The 23113-nt window shown below is 70.7% G+C and carries 19 protein-coding genes; 5 read left to right on the forward strand and 14 right to left on the reverse strand.

The features are described 5' to 3' along the window. Positions 1 to 19: 19 nt before the first annotated feature. The 3 genes from AB3X52_RS14740 to AB3X52_RS14750 all read right to left on the reverse strand — a co-directional run bounded on the left by AB3X52_RS14740 (position 20) and on the right by AB3X52_RS14750 (position 2959). Positions 20 to 1294, reverse strand: a complete 1275-nt coding sequence (locus tag AB3X52_RS14740) for an MFS transporter (protein WP_367994851.1) — start codon at positions 1292 to 1294, stop codon at positions 20 to 22. Continuing rightward, the gene (locus AB3X52_RS14745) at positions 1291 to 1950 is read right to left on the reverse strand and encodes a GntR family transcriptional regulator (RefSeq protein ID WP_367994852.1); all 660 of its coding nucleotides are present in this window, start codon (positions 1948 to 1950) and stop codon (positions 1291 to 1293) included. The genes AB3X52_RS14740 and AB3X52_RS14745 overlap by 4 nt, the downstream gene beginning before the upstream one ends. 67 nt (positions 1951 to 2017) lie before the next feature. Further along, positions 2018 to 2959 carry a heme o synthase gene (locus AB3X52_RS14750; protein ID WP_367994853.1) on the reverse strand — a complete coding sequence of 314 codons (942 nt, stop codon included), beginning with the start codon at positions 2957 to 2959 and terminating at the stop codon, positions 2018 to 2020. A 150-nt stretch (positions 2960 to 3109) separates the two neighbouring features. On the opposite strand from AB3X52_RS14750, the gene tkt reads away from it, so the two are divergent. Genes tkt through pgl form a run of 4 tightly spaced genes read left to right on the forward strand, consistent with a single transcriptional unit; the run spans position 3110 to position 8771 of the window. Then, entirely contained in the window at positions 3110 to 5227 is a 2118-nt protein-coding gene (tkt, locus tag AB3X52_RS14755) for a transketolase (RefSeq protein WP_367994878.1), read from the forward strand. Between the two features lie 45 nt (positions 5228 to 5272). After that, positions 5273 to 6376, forward strand: a complete 1104-nt coding sequence (gene tal, locus AB3X52_RS14760; RefSeq protein WP_367994854.1) for a transaldolase — start codon at positions 5273 to 5275, stop codon at positions 6374 to 6376. Continuing rightward, positions 6373 to 8049 (forward strand): glucose-6-phosphate isomerase, encoded by a 1677-nt coding sequence (pgi, locus tag AB3X52_RS14765; RefSeq protein WP_367994855.1) that lies wholly within the window; start codon positions 6373 to 6375, stop codon positions 8047 to 8049. The genes tal and pgi overlap by 4 nt, the downstream gene beginning before the upstream one ends. Continuing rightward, entirely contained in the window at positions 8046 to 8771 is a 726-nt protein-coding gene (gene pgl, locus AB3X52_RS14770) for a 6-phosphogluconolactonase (RefSeq protein ID WP_367994856.1), read from the forward strand. The genes pgi and pgl overlap by 4 nt, the downstream gene beginning before the upstream one ends. Positions 8772 to 8842: 71 nt before the next feature. On the opposite strand, the gene AB3X52_RS14775 is transcribed toward pgl, so the two are convergent. From AB3X52_RS14775 to uvrC, 9 genes are all read right to left on the reverse strand, one after another. Further along, positions 8843 to 9202: an RNA polymerase-binding protein RbpA gene (locus AB3X52_RS14775; RefSeq protein ID WP_367994857.1), complete on the reverse strand. Its 360-nt coding sequence runs from the start codon at positions 9200 to 9202 to the stop codon at positions 8843 to 8845. A gap of 70 nt (positions 9203 to 9272) precedes the next feature. Further along, positions 9273 to 9503 (reverse strand): preprotein translocase subunit SecG, encoded by a 231-nt coding sequence (secG, locus tag AB3X52_RS14780; protein ID WP_367994858.1) that lies wholly within the window; start codon positions 9501 to 9503, stop codon positions 9273 to 9275. Between the two features lie 30 nt (positions 9504 to 9533). Continuing rightward, a complete protein-coding gene (gene tpiA / locus AB3X52_RS14785) occupies positions 9534 to 10361 on the reverse strand; it encodes a triose-phosphate isomerase (RefSeq protein ID WP_367994859.1) in 828 nt (275 codons plus the stop codon). Further along, positions 10361 to 11602, reverse strand: coding sequence for a phosphoglycerate kinase (locus tag AB3X52_RS14790; protein ID WP_437440559.1), 1242 nt, complete (start codon positions 11600 to 11602; stop codon positions 10361 to 10363). The genes tpiA and AB3X52_RS14790 overlap by 1 nt, the downstream gene beginning before the upstream one ends. A 4-nt stretch (positions 11603 to 11606) precedes the next feature. Then, complete coding sequence (gene gap / locus AB3X52_RS14795; protein ID WP_367994860.1) at positions 11607 to 12605, reverse strand: type I glyceraldehyde-3-phosphate dehydrogenase; 999 nt, start codon at positions 12603 to 12605, stop codon at positions 11607 to 11609. A gap of 161 nt (positions 12606 to 12766) precedes the next feature. Continuing rightward, positions 12767 to 13753 (reverse strand): DNA-binding protein WhiA, encoded by a 987-nt coding sequence (gene whiA, locus AB3X52_RS14800; RefSeq protein ID WP_367994861.1) that lies wholly within the window; start codon positions 13751 to 13753, stop codon positions 12767 to 12769. An 84-nt stretch (positions 13754 to 13837) separates the two neighbouring features. Beyond that, the gene (locus tag AB3X52_RS14805) at positions 13838 to 14803 is read right to left on the reverse strand and encodes a gluconeogenesis factor YvcK family protein (RefSeq protein WP_367994862.1); all 966 of its coding nucleotides are present in this window, start codon (positions 14801 to 14803) and stop codon (positions 13838 to 13840) included. A 49-nt stretch (positions 14804 to 14852) separates the two neighbouring features. Beyond that, positions 14853 to 15731, reverse strand: coding sequence for an RNase adapter RapZ (gene rapZ, locus AB3X52_RS14810; protein ID WP_367994863.1), 879 nt, complete (start codon positions 15729 to 15731; stop codon positions 14853 to 14855). Between the two features lie 6 nt (positions 15732 to 15737). Beyond that, a complete protein-coding gene (gene uvrC / locus AB3X52_RS14815) occupies positions 15738 to 17726 on the reverse strand; it encodes an excinuclease ABC subunit UvrC (protein ID WP_367994864.1) in 1989 nt (662 codons plus the stop codon). 118 nt (positions 17727 to 17844) lie between these two features. Between uvrC and AB3X52_RS14820 the strand changes: the two genes are divergently transcribed. After that, positions 17845 to 19164 (forward strand): tetratricopeptide repeat protein, encoded by a 1320-nt coding sequence (locus tag AB3X52_RS14820; protein WP_367994865.1) that lies wholly within the window; start codon positions 17845 to 17847, stop codon positions 19162 to 19164. A gap of 24 nt (positions 19165 to 19188) precedes the next feature. Here AB3X52_RS14820 and AB3X52_RS14825 read toward each other — a convergent pair whose 3' ends face one another. Both AB3X52_RS14825 and uvrA read right to left on the reverse strand, forming a co-directional pair. Next, positions 19189 to 19611: a Rieske (2Fe-2S) protein gene (locus tag AB3X52_RS14825; RefSeq protein WP_437440560.1), complete on the reverse strand. Its 423-nt coding sequence runs from the start codon at positions 19609 to 19611 to the stop codon at positions 19189 to 19191. A 273-nt stretch (positions 19612 to 19884) separates the two neighbouring features. Next, positions 19885 to 23010 carry an excinuclease ABC subunit UvrA gene (uvrA, locus tag AB3X52_RS14830; protein WP_367994866.1) on the reverse strand — a complete coding sequence of 1042 codons (3126 nt, stop codon included), beginning with the start codon at positions 23008 to 23010 and terminating at the stop codon, positions 19885 to 19887. Positions 23011 to 23113: the final 103 nt, after the last annotated feature.

The raw sequence follows: 23113 nt of genomic DNA on the forward strand, positions 1-23113 counted from the left end.
GGTCGGAACGAGTGACCTCTCAGCGCGCGGGCAGGTGGCGCGACCAGCCCGAGGCGCAGATGAGCGTGCAGCACAGCGAGACCAGGGCGACGGTGCCGAGCATCGTCACGTAGCCGAACCAGTGATGGAGCCCGGCGAGCACGGCCGGGAGCAGGAACCCGAGGTAGGCGAGCGAGTAGTAGACACCGGTGAGGCCGGCCCGTTCGTCGGGCTCGGCGATGCGCTGGACCTCGAGCAGGCCCGACACGACGGCGATCCCGTACGCCGCACCGAGGAGCACCGCGACCGGCGCGGCCAGCGAGGGTGAGCCGGTGAGGGCGGTGAGGGCCGCGAGAGCGATGCCGACGGTCATGACGACCATGGACACCACGACCGCGCGGGCGGTGGACACGTCGTCGAGGCGGCGGGCGATCGGCTGGACGGCGACGCCGCACCCGAGCGTCGCGACGGTCAGTCCGACGGTGTAGAGCAGGGCCCACTCCCCCACCGCGGTGTCGACGAGCTGCGGGACGATGGCGTAGGCGATGGCCGCCGAGCCGAAGATCCACGGCGCCATCGGCAGCACGACATGGACGAAGCGGCGGTGGCCGGCTGCCGGGACCCGCAGACGGTGCAGGACGCGGACGCTGCCGTGCCCGCGCCGGGTCTCGACGCCTCGCCGCATGAGGAGAACCAGGATGGGGAGGCAGAGCAGCACCTGGACGACATAGGGCCAGACCAGCGGCGGGGTCGCCCACTGGGCCAGGATCCCCGCGGAGGCGGGACCCAGCCCGAAGCCTGCGGAGAGCGCGATCGAGGACCGGCGCGCGCCGGCGCCGGACGCGGCGGAGAGGTCGTACGGCGCCGCGGAGAGCTCGCTCACCCAGGTTGTCCCGACCGCCATCGCGATGCCGACGGCGGCCCCGCTGAACGCGCGCCCCGCGAAGAGCACACCGAAACCCGCCACGTCACCGACGGCGAGCACCACGCTGCCGACGAGGGAGCACACCAGGCCGGCGAGCATGAGCGGTCGTCGGCCGAACCGGTCCGACAGCGCCGACGCCACCAGCAGCCCGGGAACCAGACCCAGCACGTAGGCGCCGAGGAAGACGTCGACGTCGACCTGGGAGTAGCCCGCCGTGTCGCGGTAGACGAGCAGCAGTGGCGTGAACTCGTTGCCGCCCCAGCCGATGACGAACATCGCCGCCGCCACGAGCAGCCAGGCGCCGGACGCGGAGGACGACCGGCCAGTGGCCGGGCCGCCCGGGCCCGAGGCGACACGCGTACGACGCGGCGCGACCGTCTCCGCGGTCACCGGGCCGCTCCCCGGGCGAGGAAGGTGTCGTGGGTCCGGTCGAGATGCTCCACGAGCGCCGTGTCGAACCCGTCCGGGTCACCGGCCACGGCGAGGTCGGCGAGCCGGCGGTGCTCCTCGACCAGGACGGCGAGATGGTCGGGTCGACCACCGACGGCGCCGATCGTCATCCGCCGCTGGCGGTCGCCCAGGGTGGCGTAGAACCGGTCCGCGAGCGCGTTGCCCGAGGCCGAGACGATCGCCCGGTGGAACGCCTCGTCCACCACGGCGAACGCCGCGACGTCGCGCGCCGGCACCAACCGCTCCTGCTCGGCCACGGCCTCGGCGAGCCGCTCGGCGAGAGAGGCCCGGGCGGCGGCGTACGCCTCACCGGCGAGACGCCGGACGGCCGCGGTCTCGAGCGCGCGCCGCACCTCGAGGAGGTCGGCGCCCTCCTGAGGCGGCACGGGCACGACGACGGCGCCCCGACGCGGGATGAGCCGGAGCAGGTCCTCGGCCTCGAGGCGCAGGAACGCCTCGTGCACGGGGGTGCGGCTGACGTCCAGCTCGTGCGCGATCTCGACCTCGCTCAGCAGGTCGCCGGCGGGGAGCGCACCGGTGAGGATGCGGTCCTTCACCGACTCGTACGCACGGCGTGAGGCAGGCTCGACAGTCATGGACATCAGCATACATCCTTGCATGCAAGGACGGCCGAACGGCAACGTGCCCAGCCGAGCCGGACCGTCAGCGGGTGATGAGCGGGTCGATCGCGACCGCGACGAAGAGCAGCGAGAGGTAGAGGTTGCTGCTGTGGAACAGATGCATCGGCTGGATGCGGGAGAGCTCCTCCGTGCCGCGGGTGCGGGCGTGCAGGCGGTGCGCCTGGACAAGGAAGACCGCACCGAGGACGACGGCACAGGCCGGATAGAACCAACCCGTGGAGGCGACCGGCCACAGCGCGATCGAGGTGGCGACCATCACCCACGAGTAGAGGACGATCTGACGGGCGACCTCGCGGGCCGGCTTGACGACCGGCAGCATCGGGACGTCGACGTTCGCATAGTCCTCGCGGTAGCGCAGCGCGAGCGCCCAGGTGTGGGGCGGGGTCCAGAAGAACACGACCAGGAACAGGATCACCGGCGCCCAGGACAGCTGCCCCGTGACGGCGGTCCAGCCGATGAGGGCCGGGAAGCAGCCGGCGATGCCACCCCAGACGATGTTCTGCGTGGTCCGACGCTTGAGCACCATCGTGTAGACGAGGACATAGAACGCGTTGGCCGCGACCGAGAGCCCGGCCGAGAGCCAGTTGACCCAGAACCCGAGGACCAGCGTCGAGAGGACACCGAGGACCGCGCCGAAGACGAGCGCGGCCCCGGGCGAGACGATGTGGCGCGGCAGCGCACGACGGCGAGTGCGCCGCATCTGCTCGTCGATGTCGCGGTCATAGACGCAGTTGAAGACCGACGCCGAGCCGGCGGAGAAGGTGCCGCCCACGACGGTCGCGACCACGAGTCCCAGCGACGGGACGCCCCGAGCGGCGAAGAACATCACCGGCACAGTGGTCAGCAGGAGCAGCTCGATCACGCGCGGCTTCGTCAGGCCGACGTACGCCGCGACGACGTCCTTGACGGTCGCCCGGGTCCCAGGCGCCTTGAGGTCCGGGACCGGCTGGCCGACGTACGTCACGTGATGCGTTCCTCAGTTGAAGATCGAATGATTCCTGAGCACAGGTTGTTTACCGAACTGCGGGTGTGAGTCTAACCCCCGCCCTGAGTAGTCTCGGACCCAGGCAGTTTCCCGCACGTCCTCGATCCCATAAGGAACCTCGTGAGCGCACTGAGCCGACCGATTCTGGCTGACCTGGAGTGGACCGACGTCGACGACAAGGCGGTGGACACGATCCGTGTCCTGGCCATGGACGCGGTGCAGAAGGTCGGGAACGGCCACCCCGGCACCGCCATGAGTCTTGCGCCGGCGGCCTACCTCCTCTTCCAGAAGGTGATGCGGCACAATCCCGCCGACCCGGACTGGATGGCCCGCGACCGGTTCGTCCTGAGCGCCGGCCACAGCTCGATCACCCTCTACCTCGAGCTCTTCCTGGGCGGCTTCGGGCTCGAGCTCGACGACATCAAGGCGCTGCGCACCTGGGGCAGCAAGACCCCCGGCCACCCCGAGTTCGGCCACACCGCCGGCGTCGAGGTCACCACCGGCCCGCTGGGCCAGGGCGTCGCGAACGCCGTCGGCATGGCCATGGCCGCCCGTCGCGAGCGCGGCCTGCTCGACCCGACGGCCGGCGACGGCGAGTCGATCTTCGACCACCACATCTACGCCATCGCCTCCGACGGCGACCTGGAGGAGGGCGTCAGCGGCGAGGCGTCCTCGATCGCCGGCACCCAGCAGCTCGGCAACCTCACGCTCATCTACGACCTCAACAAGATCTCGATCGAGGGCAACACCGACATCGCCTTCAACGAGGACGTCGCGAAGCGCTACGAGGCCTACGGCTGGCACGTCCAGACCGTCGACTGGACCGGTCAGGACCGCGGCCAGACGGAGTATCGCGAAGACGTCCCGGGTCTCTACGAGGCGCTGCAGGCCGCCGACGCCGTCACCGACAAGCCGTCGCTGATCGTGCTCAAGACGATCATCGCCTGGCCGGCGCCCAACGCGCAGGGCACCGAGAAGGCCCACGGCTCCGCGCTCGGCGACGCCGAGGTGGCCGCGACCAAGGAGGTGCTCGGCTTCGACCCGGAGCAGCGCTTCGAGATCCCCGACGGCATCCTCGAGCACACCCGCTCGCTCATCGAGCGCGGCAAGGCCTGGGAGGCGGCGTGGCAGGAGGAGTACGACGCCTGGGCGGCCGCCAACCCCGAGGGCGCGAAGATCCTGGACCGGATGAAGGCGCGAGGCCTCCCCGAGGGCCTCGCCGAGGCGCTCCCGACCTGGGAGGCGGACGCGAAGGGCGTCGCCACCCGTGCGGCCTCGGGCAAGGTCATCAACGCCATCGCGCCGCTCATGCCCGAGCTGTGGGGCGGCTCGGCCGACCTCGCCGGCTCCAACAACACGACCATCGAGAGCGCCAAGTCCGCGATCCCGAAGGCGCACTCGACCGACGAGTGGGAGGGCGACCCCTACGAGGGCCGCGTGCTCCACTTCGGCATCCGTGAGCACGCCATGGGCGCGATCATCAACGGCATCGCTGTCCACGGCGGGACCCGCGCCTTCGGCGGCACGTTCCTGCAGTTCTCCGACTACATGCGCGGCGCGGTCCGCGTCGGTGCCCTGATGGGCGCGCCGTCGATCTGGGTGTGGACCCACGACTCGATCGGCCTCGGCGAGGACGGCCCGACCCACCAGCCGATCGAGCACCTCTGGGCGCTGCGCGGCATCCCCGGCCTCGACATCGTCCGGCCGGCCGACGCGAACGAGACGGCGGCGGCCTGGCTGCAGGTCCTCAAGAACACCGACCGCCCCGCCGGCCTCATCCTCTCCCGACAGAACCTGCCGATCTTCCCGCGTGGCGAGGAGGGCTTCGCGACGACGGAGAACGTCGGCCGCGGTGGCTATATCCTCATCGACGCCGAGGGCGGCCAGCCCGACGTCATCCTCATCGGCACCGGCTCCGAGGTGCAGTACGCCGTCAAGGCGCGCGAGCTCCTCGCGGCCGACGGCATCCGCGCCCGGGTCGTCTCGATGCCGTCGATCGAGTGGTTCGAGGCGCAGGAGCAGTCCTACCGGGACTCCGTGCTGCTCCCGACCGTCAAGGCCAGGGTCAGCGTCGAGGCCGGCATCAAGCAGGGCTGGCGCGAGTACGTCGGCGACGCCGGCCGGATGGTCTCGATCGAGCACTACGGTGCCTCGGCCGACGCCCCCCGGCTCTTCCAGGAGTTCGGATTCACCCCGGAGGCCGTGGCGCAGGCCGCCAAGGACAGCATCGCGACCGTCAACGCGTGACGCAGCAGCCGGCGTCGTACAACACCCGATCAGGAGGGGTACCCCATGAGTGATCGTCTCAAGGCACTGGCACAGGCCGGTGTGTCCATCTGGCTCGACGACCTGTCGCGCGAGCGCATCGAGACCGGCAACCTCGCCGACCTCGTCAAGGAGAGGTCGGTCGTCGGCGTCACCACCAACCCGACGATCTTCGCCGCGGCGATCGCCGACGGCGAGCGGTACGACGACCAGGTCCGCAAGCTCGTCGCCGACGGCGCCGACGTCGACAAGGTGATCTTCGAGCTCACCACCGAGGACGTGCGCAACGCCTGCGAGATCCTCGCTCCGGTCGCCGAGTCGACCAAGGACGACGGTCGGGTCTCGATCGAGGTGGAGCCGACCCTGGCCAACGACACCGACGCCACCATCGCGAGCGCCAAGGCGCTGTGGGCGGCGGTCGACCGGCCCAACGCGCTCATCAAGATCCCGGCGACCCTGGAGGGCCTGCCGGCCATCACGGCCGCGATCGCCGAAGGCATCAGCGTCAACGTGACCCTGATCTTCTCGGTCGAGCGCTACCGCGCCGTCATGGACGCCTACCTCGCGGGCCTCGAGCAGGCCAAGGACAAGGGCATCGACCTCTCCACCATCCGCTCGGTGGCGTCGTTCTTCGTCTCCCGCGTCGACACCGAGATCGACAAGCGCCTCGACAAGATCGGCAGCCCCGAGGCCGCGGCCCTGGCCGGCAAGGCTGCGGTCGCCAACGCCGTCCTGGCCTACGCCGCCTTCGAGGAGGTCCTCGCGAGCGACCGGTGGCAGGCGCTCGAGGCCGCCGGCGCCAACCGGCAGCGTCCGCTGTGGGCCTCGACCGGCGTGAAGAACCCGGCCTACCCCGACACGCTCTACGTCACGGACCTGGTCGTCGCCGACACCGTCAACACGATGCCGGAGAAGACCCTCGAGGCCTTCGCCGACCACGGCGAGGTCGAGGGCGACAAGGTGACCGGCAAGGCCGCGGAGGCCCAGGCCGTGTTCGACCGACTGAGCGCGGTCGGCATCGACGTCGCGGACGTGTTCAAGGTTCTCGAGGTCGAGGGCGTGGACAAGTTCAAGGCGTCCTGGATCGAGCTGCTCGACACCGTGAAGGGGCAGATGGAGCAGGCGAAGTGACCCGTGGCCCGGTCGACGCCACCGCGACCGCGGCGTGGCAGCGGCTGACCGACCTCGCCACCGGCTTCACGCCGGACCTGCGGGGCTGGTTCGCCGCCGACCCAGGTCGCGCCGAGCGCCTCACGTTCACGGCCGCCGACCTCCACGTCGACCTCTCCAAGGGGCTGGTCGACGACGAGGTGCTCCAGACCCTGCTCGCCCTCGCCGAGGAGGTCGGTCTCGCGGAGCGCCGCGAGGCGATGTTCAACGGCGAGCACGTCAACGTCACCGAGGATCGCGCGGTGCTCCACACCGCGCTCCGCGACCCGGCCGACGCCGTCCTCGACGTCGACGGTCAGGACGCCGTGGCCGACGTCCATGACGTGCTGCAGCGGGTCTACGACTTCGCCGACCGGGTGCGGACGGGCGTGTGGACCGGGGTCACCGGCGAGCGCATCCGGACGGTGGTCAACATCGGCATCGGCGGCTCCGACCTCGGCCCGGTGATGGCCTACGAGGCGCTCGCGCCCTACCGCCACCACGAGATCGAGTGCCGCTTCATCAGCAACATCGACCCGACCGACGCGGCCACGAAGCTCGCCGGGCTCGACCCGGCCACGACCCTCTTCATCGTCTCCAGCAAGACCTTCGGGACGCTCGAGACGCTGACCAACGCGCGCCTGTGCAAGGCCTGGCTGCTCGACAACCTGGGCGCCGTGGACCAGAAGGAGGCGGTCGCGAAGCACTTCGTCGCCGTCTCGACCGCGCTCGACAAGGTCGAGGCCTTCGGCATCGACCCGGCCAACGCGTTCGGCTTCTGGGACTGGGTGGGCGGCCGCTACTCGGTCGACTCCGCGATCGGGACCTCGCTGGCCGTCGCCATCGGCCCGGAGCGCTTCGCGGAGTTCCTCGCCGGCTTCCACGCCCTGGACGAGCACTTCCGTACGACGGACGCGGCTCACAACGTGCCGGTCCTCATGGGGCTGCTGAATGTCTGGTACACCAACTTCCTCGGTGCCCAGACCCACGCCGTACTCCCCTACGCGCAACTGCTGCACCGCTTCCCGGCCTACCTCCAGCAGCTCACGATGGAGTCCAACGGCAAGGGCGTGCGCTGGGATGGCAGTCCGGTGACCACCGACACCGGCGAGGTGTTCTGGGGAGAGCCGGGCACCAACGGCCAGCACGCGTTCTACCAGCTCATCCACCAGGGCACACGGCTGATCCCGGCCGACTTCATCGCGTTCGCCAACCCCGCCTACCCGCTCACGGATCGCCAGGAGAATGGGCAGAGCACGGACGTCCACGAGCTGTTCCTGGCGAACTTCTTCGCCCAGACGCGCGCGCTGGCGTTCGGCAAGACCGCCGACGAGGTCCGCGCGGAGGGCACACCCGAGGCGATCGTGCCGGCCCGGGTCTTCACCGGCAACCGGCCGACGGCGTCGATCATGGCGCCGGAGCTGAGCCCGTCCGTGCTCGGACAGCTGATCGCACTCTATGAGCACATCACGTTCACCGAGGGCGTGGTGTGGGGCATCGACAGCTTCGACCAGTGGGGCGTCGAGCTCGGCAAGCAGCTCGCGCAGCAGCTCAGCCCGGCCGTGGCCGGCGACACCGCGGTCGCCGCCGAGCAGGACGCATCCACCCGCGCGCTGATCGACTACTACCGAACCCACCGGAGGACGGCCACGTGAGCGACGCACGCATCGAGGTCCACGAGGACGCGGCTGACCTGGCCACGGCCGTCGCGGGCGAGCTGCTGAACCGGATCGCCGACGCGCAGGCCGCCGGCCACGTTCCCCACATCGGTCTGACCGGTGGCACCATCGCCGATGCGATCCACCGCGAGGTCGCCCGGCTCGCGCCGGAGTCGGGCGTGGACTGGGGCGCGGTCGACTTCTGGTTCGGTGACGAGCGCTTCGTCGCGCCCGACTCCCCCGACCGCAACGCCGGACAGGCGAAGGCCGCCTTCCTCGACGTCGTCGGGGTCCCCGACCACCGGGTGCACCAGATGGCGTCCACCGCCGACGCTGCGAGCGTGGACGAGGGCGCCGCCGCCTACGAGGCCGAGGTGAAGGCCCATGGGTCGGGCCAGTTCGACATCCTCATGCTGGGCGTCGGTCCCGACGGCCACATCGCCTCGCTCTTCCCCGGCTTCCCGCAGCTCGACGCGCAGGACCGGATCGCGGTCGCGGTCACCGGCTCCCCCAAGCCGCCGCCCGAGCGCATCAGCCTGACCTTCGAGGCCCTGCGCCGCTCGACGTCGGTGTGGTTCCTCGTCAGTGGCGACGGCAAGGCGGAGGCCGTGGCCAAGGCCCTCGGCGGTGCCGACCTCCACGACACGCCCGCGGCCGGCGTCGAGGGCACCGACGAGACCGTCTGGTTCCTCGACCGCGGCTCCGCCTCCCAGCTCTGACCGGTCACGCGAGTCGGCCGCACATGGCTGGCCGAGTCGGCGTCCATGGACGCCGACTCGGCCAGTGACGCTCAGAAGATGATCTCGCCCGACTTGCGCCGCGAGCGGAGAAGGCTGATGGCCTCCTCGAGGATGTCCTCGGCCTCCGCCTCGGAGCGGCGCTCCTTCACGTAGGCGAGGTGCGTCTTATAAGGCTCGATCTTCGGCGCCGGCGGGGCGTTCTCCGCGTCGAGCCCCGCGGGCAGACCGCACTTCGGGCAGTCCCAGGAGTCCGGCGGCGTCGCCTCGACGGCGAACGTGATCACCGAGCGGTGCTCGTGGGCGCAGAAGTACGTGATGGCCTTCCGCGGGGCGGCCTCGCCGCGCTCCGCCTCGCCCATCGGTCCCGCGCCGACCCGGCTACCTCGGATCGCGTTCCCTCCACCAGCCATGTACGGATGTGTCCTCTCGAATCAGGTATGTGGCCCACGGACGGGCCGATCGATGCGGCGGAATGCCGGCTCAGTAGGCCAGCAGGAGTCCGAGGGCGATGACGCACGCGAACCAGATCACCCCGATGCCGATCGTGAGTCGGTCGAGGTTGCGTTCCGCGACCGACGAACCACCCAGCGAGCTCGACACACCACCACCGAACATGTCGGACAGGCCGCCGCCGCGACCCTTGTGCAGGAGGACCAGCAGGATCATCAGAATGCTGGCGATCATCAAGATGATGGTGAAGAGAAGTTCCACGATCGAGCATCCTACGTCAGCGCGAGGCGATCAGAGCACAGGCAGGTCGTAGTAGCGGCAGATCGCCGCGAACTCCTCGACCTGCAGGCTCGCACCGCCCACGAGGGCACCGTCGATATCAGGCTCCTGCATGAGCGCGGCCACGTTGTTGGACTTGACTGACCCGCCGTAGAGGATGCGGACGGAGTCGGCCACCTCGCCGCCGTACGACACCTCGAGCTGGGCCCGGATGCCGGCGCACACCTCCTCCGCGTCCTGCGGGGTGGCGGTCTCGCCGGTGCCGATCGCCCAGATCGGCTCGTAGGCGATGACGAGGCCGGCGACCTGCTCCGCGGTGAGCCCGTCCAGGGACCGGTCGACCTGGTTCGTGCAGAAGGCGACGTGGTTGCCCTCGCGCCGCTCGGCGAGGCCCTCGCCGACGCAGACGATCGGCACCATGCCGTGCTTGAGGGCGATCCTGGCCTTGAGCGCCACCCACTCGTCGGTCTCGCCGTAGTGCTCGCGCCGCTCGGAGTGACCGACGATCACATAGCTGCAGCCGAGCTTGGCGAGCATGCCCGCGGAGACCTCGCCGGTGTAGGCGCCCTCCTCGTGCGTCGAGACGTTCTGAGCACCGAACCTGATGTCGAGCCGGTCTCCGTCGACGAGCGTCTGGACGGAGCGGATGTCGGTGTAGGGCGGGAAGACCGCCACCTCGACCTTGCCGTAGTCGTGGCGCTTGTCCGACAGCGTCCACGCCAGCTTCTGGACGAGCACCACCGCTTCCTGGTGGTTGAGGTTCATCTTCCAGTTGCCGGCCATGAGCGGCGTACGACCGACGCGCTTGCCGGTCTTCGCGCCGGTCTGCTTCGCGGCCATCAGCCGGCCACCTTGTCGGACTCGAGCACGGTGATTCCGGGCAGCACCTTGCCCTCGAGGTATTCCAGGCTCGCCCCGCCGCCGGTCGAGATGTGACCGAAGGCGTCGTCGGCGAAGCCGAGGGTGCGTACGGCGGCGGCGGAGTCCCCGCCGCCGACGACCGACAGGCCGCCCGCAGCGGTCACCTCGGTGAGCGCCTGCGCGACCGCACGGGTGCCGTCCGCGAACGCCGGAACCTCGAAGACGCCCATCGGACCGTTCCAGAAGACGGTCCGGGCGCCCTGGAGCGCCGCCGCGAACGTCTCCCCCGACGCCGGGCCGATGTCGAGCCCGAGCGCGTCCGCCGGGATCGCGTCGGCGGCCACCACCCGCGGCGCGGGTTCGCGCTCGCCGGAGGGGAAGGCGGTGTCGACCACGATGTCGGTCGGCAGGACGATCTCGACGCCCGCCTCCGCGGCGCGCGTGAGGTAGCCCTGGCAGGTCGCGATCTGGTCCTCCTCGAGGAGGCTCTTCCCGACCTGGTGGCCCTGCGCGGCCAGGAACGTGAAGACCATGCCGCCGCCGATCAGCAGCGTGTCGGCCTTGCCGAGGAGGTTGTCGATGACGCCGAGCTTGTCGGACACCTTCGACCCGCCGAGCACGACGGCATACGGCCGCTCGGGGTTCTCGGTCAGGCGCGTCATCACGTCGAGTTCGGCCGCCACAAGGGTGCCCATCGCGTGCGGGAGCAGCTCGGCGACGTCGTACACGCTGGCCTGCTTGCGGTGTACGACGCCGAACCCGTCGCTCACGAAGGCGTCGGCGAGCCCGGCGAGCTGGGCGGCGAACGCCTTGCGCTCGACGTCGTCCTTGCTGGTCTCCCCCGCGTTGAAGCGGACGTTCTCCAGCAGGGCGACGCCACCGTCGACGAGGCCGGCGACGGTCTGGCGCGCGGACTCGCCGACCGTGTCGGTCGCGAACGCCACGTCTCGGCCGAGCAGCTCGCCGAGACGTGCCGCGACGGGCGCCAGGGAGTACCTCGCCTCCGGCTCGCCCTTCGGTCGGCCGAGGTGGGCCACCACGACGACCCTGGCGCCGGCGTCGGCGAGGGCCTTGATGGTCGGGACGCTGGCCCGGATCCGGCCGTCGTCGGTGATGGTGCTGCCGTCGAGGGGGACGTTGAGGTCGGAGCGGACCAGCACGCGCCGGCCCGCCACGCCCTCGCCGATCAACTGGTCGAGAGTCTTCGCGATCTGGGTCACGGGGTCAGAGGCTAGCCCCTACGTAGGCGACGAGGTCACCGAGGCGGTTGGAGTAGCCCCATTCGTTGTCGTACCACGACGCCACCTTCACCTGGTTGCCGATGACCTTCGTCAGCGGCGCGTCGAAGATGCTGGAGGCCGGGTTGGTCACGATGTCGGAGGAGACGATCGGGTCGGTCGAGTAGACGATGTACTTCCCGTCGGCGGCCTTCTCCATGATCGCGTTGATCTCCTCGACGCTGGTCTCGCGCGCCGCCTCGAAGGAGAGGTCGACGATCGACCCGGTCGGCACGGGGACGCGCAGCGCGTAGCCGTCGAGCTTGCCCTTGAGCTCCGGGATCACCAGGCCGAGGGCCTTCGCGGCGCCCGTGGAGGTCGGGATGACGTTGAGCGCGGCCGCGCGGGCCCGGCGCAGGTCGCGGTGGATGTTGTCCTGGAGGTTCTGGTCGGCGGTGTAGGCGTGCACCGTGGTCATGAAGCCCCGCTCGATGCCGATCCCGTCGTTGAGCGCCTTCGCCAGCGGCGCCAGGCAGTTGGTCGTGCACGAGGCGTTGGAGATGACGGTGTGGGCCTCGGGATCGTAGGTGCCCTCGTTGACGCCCATGACGATGGTGGCGTCCTCGTTCTTCGCGGGCGCCGAGATGATGACCTTCTTCGCGCCCCCGGAGTCGACGTGCGCGCGCGCCTTCGTCGCGTCGGTGAAGAAGCCGGTCGACTCGATGACGACGTCGACGCCCAGGTCGCCCCACCCCAGGTTCGCCGGGTCGCGCTCCTCGAAGGCCTTGATCTCCTTGCCGCCGACCACGATCGAGTCGGTGGTCGCCGACACCTCCTCGTCGAGCGCGCCGAGGATCGTGTCGAACTTCACCAGATGGGCCAGCGTCGCGTTGTCGGACAGGTCGTTGACGCCCACGACCTCGATGTCCAGGTCGGACGCGTGGACGGCCCGGAAGAAGTTGCGGCCGATCCGGCCGAACCCGTTGATTCCTACTCGAACAGTCACGTGCGACTCCTGATCTCGTCTAGGTGCAGTGTCGGGGAATGTGCCGGGGATCACCCGCCGACACCGACACTACCCAGACCCCGGCCACGGAGGGAGAGCCAGGTTGGATCGTTCCAAGAGATGGACGGCCGGTCCCGCCCGATCGCGCACGCCGCGATGCCTCAGGCGTCCTCGGCGAGCATGTCGGGTGTGAGGGAGGCCTCGGTGTCGGGGATGCCGAGCTCCTCGGCCCGCTTGTCCGCCATCGCCAGGAGACGACGGATCCGACCGGCGATGGCGTCCTTGGTGAGCACCGGGTCGTGCAGCTGGCCGAGCTCCTCGAGCGACGCCTGCTTGTGCTCGAGACGGAGGCTCCCGGCCTGGCGCAGGTGATCAGGGATCTCCTCGCCGAGGATCTCCAGGGCCCGCTCCACACGGGCGCCCGCCGCCACCGCGGCGCGGGCCGAGCGCCGGAGGTTCGCGTCGTCGAAGTTGGCGAGCCGGTTGGCGGTCGCCCGCACCTCGCGTCGCATGCGCCGCTCCTCCCACGCCATGAGCGACTCGTGGGCGCCCAGTCTGGTGAGGAGCTGGCCGATGGCGTCGCCGTCCCTGATCACGACCCGGTCGACGCCACGGACCTCACGCGCCTTCGCCTGGATGCCGAGGCGCCGGGCGACACCGACGAGCGCGAGCGCCGCCTCGGAGCCGGGGCAGGTGACCTCGAGGGAGGACGAGCGGCCCGGCTCGGTCAGCGAGCCGTGGGCCAGGAACGCGCCGCGCCACGCGGCCACCGCGTCACAGGCGCCGCCCGAGACGACCGCGGGCGGCAGCCCGCGCACGGGACGACCGCGCTGGTCCAGCAGGCCGGTCTGGCGAGCGAGCGCTTCACCGTCCTTCACGACGCGCACGATGTAGCGGCTCCCCTTGCGGATGCCGTTGCCCTGCACGATCGCGACCTCGGCGTTGTGGCCGTAGATCTCGGCGATGTCCTTGCGGAGCCGACGGGCCGCGGCGCCGGTGTCGAGCTCCGCCTCGACCACGATCCGACCACCGACGATGTGGATGCCGCCGGCGAACCTCAGCGTCGAGGCAACTTCGGCCTTGCGGCAGCAGGTCTTCGTGATCTGCGTGGAGGCGAGCTCCGCCTTCACCTGTCCCGTCATCGCCATGTGACGGAGTCTTTCACGCGCGTCAACGACCGGCGCCGAGACCGTCTCCGGGCTGTGACGGATATGACGCCGACGGGGCGCGACCTACCCCTCGCCCATGATCCGCGCGTACGCCGCCGCCAGCCGCTCCGGGTCGTGGCGCGGCGTACCGTCGCCGACCGCGACGTCGTCGACCACCAGACGGGCGCCGTAGGCCTCGACCGTGTCGGCGAGCTCGTCGAGCCCCTCCATGGACCGGTCGGCCAGGACCGCGTGGACCTTGAGGTCGGGAGCATGCGCCGCGAGGACGGCCAGGTGGTCGGAGGGGCCGAAGCCGGGCGTCTCCCCCGCTTGCTCGGCGAGGTTGAGGACCACGACGATCCTCGCGTCGGTCGTCACGAGCGCCCGGCGCAGCGCCGGCACGAGCAGATGCGGGATCACCGAGGTGAACCAGGAGCCGGGCCCGATGAAGATCCACTCCGCCTCCGTGATCGCGGTCAGCGCGTCGGGCGCCGCCGGCGGGTTCTCGGGAACGAGGCTGATCGAGTCGATCACGCCGTCGGTGGTCGCGACCTCCACCTGACCGCGGACGGTGGTGAGCCGGTCCGGCTCGGCCGGGTCGAGACCGCGGACCTCGGCGGTGATGTCCATCGGCACGAGCGCCATCGGCAGCACCCGACCCTTGGCACCGAGGAGACGGCACACCCAGTCGAGCGCCTCGACATGGTCGCCGAGGAGCTCCCAGAGCCCGACGATGAGGAAGTTGCCGAGGTTGTGACCGCGCATCTCCCCGTCGCCGGCGAAACGGTGCTGCATGACCTTCGCCCACGTGTCTCCCCAACGGTCGCTGCCGCACAGCGCCGCCAGCGCCATCCTCAGGTCACCGGGCGGCAACACACCGAACTCACGGCGCAGCCGGCCCGACGAGCCACCGTTGTCGGCGACCGTGACGATCGCGGTGAGCCGGTCGACGGTGAGGTCGTCGACGAGCAGACGGAGCGCGCTGAGCGACGCGTGCAGGCCGTGCCCGCCGCCGAAGGCGACCACCGCCTGGGCGCTGTCGTCGCTCACGCGGCCCTACCTTCTTGTGGGTTCCCGACGTACGCAGGCTCGCGCTCGCTCATTCGCGCCCCAGGTCGCGGTGGATCGGCCGCGCGTCGAGCCCGCCGGCGCGGAGGCGGCGGGCGATCTCCTCGGCCATGGCGACACTGCGGTGCTTGCCGCCCGTGCAGCCGATGGCCACCCGCATGAACCGCTTGCCTTCGCGCAGGTAGCCCGCCGCCACCCCCTGCAGGACGGGAACGTAGCCGTCGAGGAACTCCTGGGCGCCGGGCCGGGAGTAGACGTAGGCCGACACCTCGGGCGTGTCACGTCCATTGCCGGGGCGCAGCTCGGGGATCCAGTGGGGGTTCGGCAGGAAGCGCATATCGGCGACGAAGTCGGCGTCCACCGGGATGCCGTACTTGAACCCGAAGCTCACCACCGACACCTTCAACCTGGTCGTATCGGGCGTCCCGAAGGCGTCGGCGATGCGGTCCGTGAGCTGGTGGACGTTGAGCGCACTCGTGTCGATGACCAGGTCGGCGCTCGCCCGCAGGTCCGCCATGACCTTGCGCTCGCGCTCGAGGCCGTCCAGGAGGCGGCCGCTGCCCTGGAGCGGGTGCGGTCGTCGTACGGCCTCCTGGCGGCGTACGAGCACGTCGTCGCTCGCGTCGAGGAAGACGAGGGTCGCCTGCCGTCCGGTGCGCCCCTGGGCGAGCGTCTCCTGCAATTGGTCGAAGAACGACCCCGACCGCACGTCGACGACCACCGCGACGGGCTGCTGCGATCCGCGCGACTCGTCGACGAGGCGTACGACGTCGGGCAGCAGGCTCGCGGGGAGGTTGTCGACCACGTAGAAGCCGAGGTCCTCCAGCTCCTTGGCCGCGGTGCTCCGGCCGGCACCGGTCATGCCGGTGACGACGACCAGCTCGCCGGTGTGGCGGTGCTCGGTGCTCATGGTCTGCTAGGACTCCTCGATCTCCCCGGTCGCGGTGTTGACCGAGACCCTGCCATCCTTCGACGTCTCCGCGACAGCCTTCTTGATCGCCGCGGCCGTCGTCGGGCCGATGCCCGGGACCATCGCGATCTCCTCCGCGGTGGCCGCGCGCAGCTTCTTCAGCGACCCGAAGTGTGTGAGGAGGGTCCGGCGCCGGACCTCGCCGAGCCCCGGCACGTCGTCGAGGAGGCTCTCGACCATCGTCCTGCTCCGCCGCGAGCGGTGGTGGGTGATCGCGAACCGGTGGGCCTCGTCGCGGATCCGCTGGAGGAGGTAGAGCCCCTCGGAGCTGCGCGGCAGGATCACCGGGTCCTCCTCCTCGGGCACCCAGACCTCCTCGAGCCGCTTGGCCAAGCCGACGACGGGGACGTCGTCGATGCCGAGCTCGTCGAGCGCCCGCTTCGCGGCCGCCACCTGAGGGGCGCCGCCGTCGACGACGACGAGCCCCGGGGCGTAGGCGAACTTCCGCGGGCGGCCGGTCTCGGGGTCGACCAGCATCGGCCCCGACGCGGCCGTCCCCGTCGACGGGTCCGCCTCGGTCGAGACGATGCTCGTCGCCTGCTCGTCCAGCAGCCGTTTGAACCGGCGGGTGATGACCTCGTGCATCGCGCGGACGTCGTCGGAGCCGTCCTGCCCCTTGATGACGAAGCGGCGGTATTCGCTCTTGCGGGCCAGTCCGTCCTCGAAGACGACCATGCTCGCGACGATCTCGGTCCCCTGCAGGTGGGAGACGTCGTAGCACTCGATCCGCAGAGGCACCTCGTCGAGCTCGAGCGCCTCCTGGATCTCCTCCAGCGCCCGGTTGCGCGTGGTCAGGTCGCTCGCGCGCTTGGTCTTGTGGAGGGCGAGCGCCTGCGCGGCGTTCTTGGCCACGGTCTCTTGCAGGGTCCGCTTGTCGCCGCGTTGCGGCACCCGGATGCGGACCTTCGCCCCGCGGACGTCGGACAGCAGCTGCTCGAGCGTCTCGGTGTCCGGGGGCAGCGCCGGCACGAGGATCTCGCGCGGGATGCCGTCGGCCTCCTCGCCGGCGTAGAGCTGGAGCAGCAACTGCTCGACGAGCTCCGGGGTCTCCCCCTCCTCGACCCGGTCGGCGACCCAGCCGCGCTGGCCGCGGATGCGCCCACCGCGCACGTAGAAGATCTGGACGCCCACCTCGAGCGGGTCCTCGGCGAGCCCGACGACGTCGGCGTCGGCCCCGTCGCCGAACACGACCGCCTGCTTCTCGAGGGCACGCTCCATGGCCGCGAGGTCGTCACGCAGCCGCGCGGCCTTCTCGAAGTCGAGGGCGTCGCTGGCGGCGTACATCTCCTTCTCGATGCGCCGCATGAAGCCGGCGGTGTGCCCGGCCATGAAGTCGCAGAAGTCGTCGACGATCGCGCGATGCTCCTCCGCGCTGACGTTCCCGACGCACGGCGCGGCGCACTTGTCGATGTAGCCGAGCAGGCAGGGCCGCCCGATCTGAGCCGATCGCTTGAACACCCCGGCGCTGCAGCTCCGCATCGGGAACACCCGGAGCAGCACGTCGACGGTCTCCCGGATCGCCCAGGCGTGCGCGTAGGGACCGAAGTATCGCGTGCCCTTCCGCTTGGCGCCCCGGCCGACCATCACCCGCGGGAACTCCTCGCCCACCGTGACGGCAAGCCAGGGATAGGACTTGTCGTCGCGATACTTCACGTTGAACCGCGGGTCGAACTCCTTGATCCAGGAGTATTCCAGCGCGAGCGCCTCGACCTCGGAGTTGACCACCGTCCACTCCACGCTGGCCGCCGTCGTCACCATCGTGGCGGTCCGCGGATGGAGGTTGACAATCGGCTGGAAGTAGTTGGCCAGCCGGGCGCGCAGGCTGTTGGCCTTCCCGACGTAGATCACCCGGCCCTTGGGGTCACGGAAGCGGTAGACCCCCGGCTGGGTGGGGATCTCCCCCGCCTTCGGGCGATAGCTCTGAGGGTCCGGCACGTCTCCAACCCTACGGCCCGGCGGGGACAGTTCCGGCACCGATCGACCCGCTCGCGACGCGCCAGGGAGGCCCCCGCCAGGAGCGCCACTATATTGTCGAGTGCTCTACTCTAGTTTCATGACTTTGTGTGACGTCTACGGGTACCCGCTCAGCACCAGCGACGCCGCCGCTCGGGCGTACGAGCGCGGGCTCCTCGACGTGCTCCGCTTGCGTGCGGGTGCACTCGACCACCTCGCCGAGTCGATCGCCCACGACCCCACCTTCGGGCTCGGACACGCCGCGCTGGCGCTGCTCGGGCACGAGATGTGCGCGCCGGTCGACGTCGACGCACGGCTGCGGAGCGCCCTGCTCCACGCGGCCCGGGCGACCGACCGCGAGCGCAGCCACATCCACGCCGTCGCCGCGCACGTCCGCGGCGACTCGGCGCCGTTGATCGACCACCTCGCGGCCTACCCGCGTGACGCGCTGCTCCTCTCCACGGCGGTGCCGACGATCGCGTTCGCCGGCGCGACCGAGGTGCCCGAGGAGGCGTGGGCGATCGTCGAGCGTGCCGCGCCGGCGTACGGCGACGACTGGTGGTTCCAGGGCCTGCTGGCCTTCGTCCGGCAGGAACAGCGCCGCTTCGACGAGGCGATGGAGCTGTCCTGCCGGTCGCTGGCCGTCGAGCCCGGCGCCGGGCACTCCGCGCACGCGCGGGCGCATGCGCACTACGAGACCGGCGACCACGAGGCCGGCCTCGCCTGGATGGACCGGTGGGTCCTCGGCGACGGCGCCACGATCGACAGCCTGAGCCACTTCTCCTGGCACGCCGCGCTGCACGAGCTGTCCCTGGGAGACCTCGACGCCGTGCGCCGCCGCTACGAGACCCAGCTGCAGCCCGGCCATGCCCTCGGCTGCCGGGCCCTCGTCGACAGCGGCTCGCTTCTCTTCCGCTGGACGCTGACGCCGGGCGCCTGCGATGTCCCCGACATCGCGGAGGTCGCACGGGTCACCGGACGTGCCACGCTCGAGCGGCCCGCAACCCCGTTCCTGGCCCTGCACACGGCCGTCGCGCTGCTCGCCCTCGGCGACGCCACCGCGCTCGACGGGCTCGCGGCCTGGGCGCGCCGTCACGACCACCCGACGCAGCGGGAGGTCGTCGCACCGCTGGCGACCGCGCTGGCCCAGATGGCGCGCGGCCGGTACGGCGAGGCCGCCGACGGTCTGGCTGCGCTGGCGAGAGGCGTACGCCGCCTGGGCGGCTCGGACGCGCAGCGCGAGATCGTGGAGGAGGCTCGCATCGCGGCGCTCCTGCGCGCCGGCCGCTGGGACGACGCCCGGCTCCTCCTCGACCGGCGGATCGACCGGCGCCGATCGCCGCGCGACGAGCGGTGGCGGCAGCAGGCACTCGCCGGCGCGGCCCGCTCGGCCTCGTCCGCAGCCGTCCCGACGGCCTGACGGCCGGACGCCCCAGGGACGAACTCAGCCGGCCGCGACCTCGGGGACGATCTCTCCCTTCGACACGTGGAAGGCGACGTCGGTGAGGGGCTCCGTGGCGGGGCCCTGCACGACCGACCCGTCGGCGATCGCGAAACGACTGCCGTGACAGGGGCAGTCGATCGTGCCGTTGAGGACCTTCTGCAGCTGACAGCCCTGGTGGGTGCAGGTCGCGACGAACACCTGGTAGGTCCCTTCGGAGGGCTGCGTCGCGACCATGTTGCGGTCCGCGACCACGACGCCGCCGCCGACCGGGACGTCGGCGGTCTTCACCAGCGGGCCGGAGCCGGTCGGCCCGGCCGGGGTGTCGCTCCCGCCGCACGCGGCGAGCAGAGGCACCCCCACTCCTACGGTGGCCGCACCACCGAGGACATGACGGCGAGTGAAACCTGTGGGGGTCTGGCCCACCTGGCGCTCCTTCAAGGGTCGAGCCACGCGGTTCGTGGTGGAACGCGAGACTACGTGGCGATCCCGTGCGCGAGCCTCGGTGGGCCCATGAGCTTGCTGAGAATCCCCCTCAGGCCCGGTCGGCCTGGGCCGCCCTGACGACGACGCGCACGGCGGGCAGCGCCTCCGCGGTCGGACCACGGACGACCGACCCGTCCACCACGGAGCACTCACTGCCATGCACGCCTCCACCGACACGACAGCCGGCTCTGAAGGGTTCAGCCCGTCTCCCGGCTAGGTCGCCGACGTCTTGGCGGCGCTCGCCTTGGCCGCTGTTGCCTTGGCCGTCGCCTTCTTCGCGGTGGCCTTCTTCGCGGTGGCCTTCTTGGCGGTGGCCTTCTTGGCGGTGGCCGTCTTCGCGGCCGTGCGCTTCGACGCCGCAGCGGTCGTCGTCCTCCGGCCGGGAGCGGCCGCCGCCGACGCACGCCGGGGCTCGCCGGGCTGCTCGGCTTCCTTGCCCTCGAGGAGTGGCGCGAGGAAGCGGCCGGTGTGGCTCGCCGCGTGGGCCGCGACCGTCTCCGGCGTACCTTCGACGACGACGGTCCCACCGCGGTTGCCGCCCTCGGGGCCCATGTCGATCAGCCAGTCGGCCGTCTTGATGACGTCGAGGTTGTGCTCGATCACCAGGACCGTGTTGCCCTTGTCGACCAGGCTGGAGAGCACCCCGAGAAGCTTGCGGATGTCCTCGAAGTGGAGGCCGGTCGTCGGCTCGTCGAGGACATAGAGCGTGCGGCCCGTGGAGCGCTTCTGCAGCTCCGAGGCCAGCTTGACACGCTGGGCCTCGCCGCCGGAGAGAGTGGTCGCGGGCTGGCCGAGCCGGACGTAGCCCAGGCCGACCTCGACCAGCGTCGTGAGGTGACGCGAGATCGCCGGCACCGCGGCGAAGAAGTCGACCGCCTCCTCGATCGGCATGTCGAGGACCTCGGCGATCGTCTTGCCCTTGTAGTGGACCTCGAGCGTCTCACGGTTGTAGCGAGCACCGTGGCAGACCTCGCACGGGACGTAGACATCCGGCAGGAAGTTCATCTCGATCTTGATGGTGCCGTCGCCGGCGCATGCCTCGCAGCGTCCGCCCTTGACGTTGAACGAGAACCTGCCCTGCTGGTAGCCACGCATCTTCGCCTCCGGGGTCGAGGCGAACAGCTTGCGGACGTGGTCGAAGACGCCGGTGTAGGTCGCCGGGTTGGACCGCGGGGTGCGTCCGATCGGCGATTGGTCGACATGGATGACCTTGTCGACATGCTCCAGCCCGCTGATCGAGGTGTGGCGGCCGGGCACCGCGCGGGCGCCGTACAGCTCCTTGGCGAGCGAGGTGTAGAGGATGTCGTTGACGAGCGTCGACTTCCCGGAGCCGGAGACGCCGGTCACCGCGAGGAAGAGTCCCAGCGGGAAGGTGACGTCGACGTTCTTGAGGTTGTGCGCGCGGGCTCCGTGTACCACCAGCTCGCGCCCGACGGTGCGCGGACGACGGACGGCCGGCACAGGGATCTCGCGCTTGCCGGCGAGGTATTGCCCGGTCATCGAGTGGTCGTTGGCGTAGAGCGCCTCGACCGTCCCGCTGTGGACGACCTGGCCACCGTGCTCACCGGCGCCGGGACCGATGTCGACGACCCAGTCCGCGACCCGGATCGTGTCCTCGTCGTGCTCGACGACGATCAGGGTGTTGCCGAGGCTCCTGAGCCGGCTCAGCGTCTCGATCAGGCGGTGGTTGTCCCGCTGGTGGAGGCCGATCGACGGCTCGTCGAGGACGTAGAGGACTCCGACCAGGCCGGCGCCGATCTGGGTGGCCAGCCGAATGCGCTGGGCCTCGCCGCCCGACAGCGAGCCCGACGGGCGGTCGAGCGAGAGGTAGTCGAGACCGACGTCGAGGAGGAAGCGCATGCGCTCCTGGATCTCCTTGAGGACCCGTTCGCCGATCTGGCGCTCCCGCGCACTCAGCTCCACCGAGTCGAGCCACGCGGACGCCTCGTTGATCGGCAGCGCGCAGACCTCGGCGATGTTCTTCCCGCCGGACGCCTTGTCTCCGAGCGTCACGGCCATCGAGACCGGCTTGAGGCGACTGCCTGCGCAGGTGGGGCACGGCACCTCTCGCATGAAGCCCTCGAACCGCTCGCGGCTCGTGTCGCTCTCGGCCTCGCGATGACGCCGCTCGACGTAGCGCCGCACGCCCTCGAACTCGGCGTCGTAGGCCCGCACCCGGCCGTAGCGGTTGCGCGTCACGACGTGGACCTTCGTGCCGTGGCCGTCGAGGATCGCGGCGCGGGCCTTGCTCGGGATCTCCTCCCAGGGCGTCTCCAAGTCGAAGCCCAACTCGTCGCCGAGCCCACCCAGCAGCCGCAGGAAGTAGTCGGCGACGTGAGCCTGGCTCCACGGCTGGATCGCACCGTCCGCGAGGGTCCGGCGCTGGTCGGGCACGACCAGCTCGGGATCGACCTCCATCCGCGTGCCGAGACCCGTGCAGGCCGGGCATGCGCCGAAGGGGCTGTTGAACGAGAAGGAGCGCGGCTCGAGCTCGTCGGTGTCAAGCACGTGGTCGTTGGGACACGCCATCTTCTCGCTGAACTTCAGCTGCTCGCCCGCCCCACCATCGGGGCCCGTGACGAAGTCGACCACCACGAGCCCGCCGGCGAGCTCCAGCGCGGTCTCCACCGAGTCGGTCAGCCGCCGCTTCGAGGACTCCTTGACCTGGAGCCGGTCGACGACGACCTCGATCGTGTGCTTCTTCTGCTTCTCCAGCTTGGGCGGGCTCTCCAGCGAGTGGGTCTCGCCGTCGACCCGGACCCGGGAGTAGCCCTGCGCCTGCAGTTGGCTGAAGAGGTCGACGTACTCCCCCTTGCGGCCGCGGATCACCGGGGCGAGGACCTGGAAGCGTCGACCCTCCTCGAAGGAGAGGATCCGGTCGACGATCTGCTGCGGTGTCTGACGCTCGATCGGCGCACCGCAGACGGGGCAGTGCGGCCGGCCGGCGCGCGCGTAGAGCAGGCGGAGGTAGTCGTAGACCTCGGTGATGGTGCCGACCGTCGAGCGCGGGTTGCGCGAGGTGGACTTCTGGTCGATCGAGACCGCCGGGGAGAGGCCCTCGATGAAGTCGACGTCCGGCTTGTCCATCTGGCCGAGGAACTGGCGCGCGTAGGCCGAGAGCGACTCGACATAGCGCCGCTGGCCCTCCGCGAAGATGGTGTCGAACGCCAGGCTGGACTTCCCGCTCCCGGACAGGCCGGTGAAGACGATCAGGGCGTCGCGAGGCAGGTCGAGGGAGACGTCCTTGAGGTTGTGCTCCCGCGCACCTCGGATGATCAGCTGCTGCTCCGCCACGAAGCCGTCCCTTCCCGCCCCGAGCCACTCGAGACCGTCGAACATGTGTTCGCCATCCTACGCGCCCGACACGCCGGATCACGCATGCTGTGCACGATCTCACGGACCACCGACAGTTCCGGCCTCGGCCGCCCTCTCCCGCGCGACC

This window comes from Nocardioides eburneus, assembly GCF_040838215.1.
GTDB classification, from domain to species: domain Bacteria; phylum Actinomycetota; class Actinomycetes; order Propionibacteriales; family Nocardioidaceae; genus Nocardioides; species Nocardioides eburneus.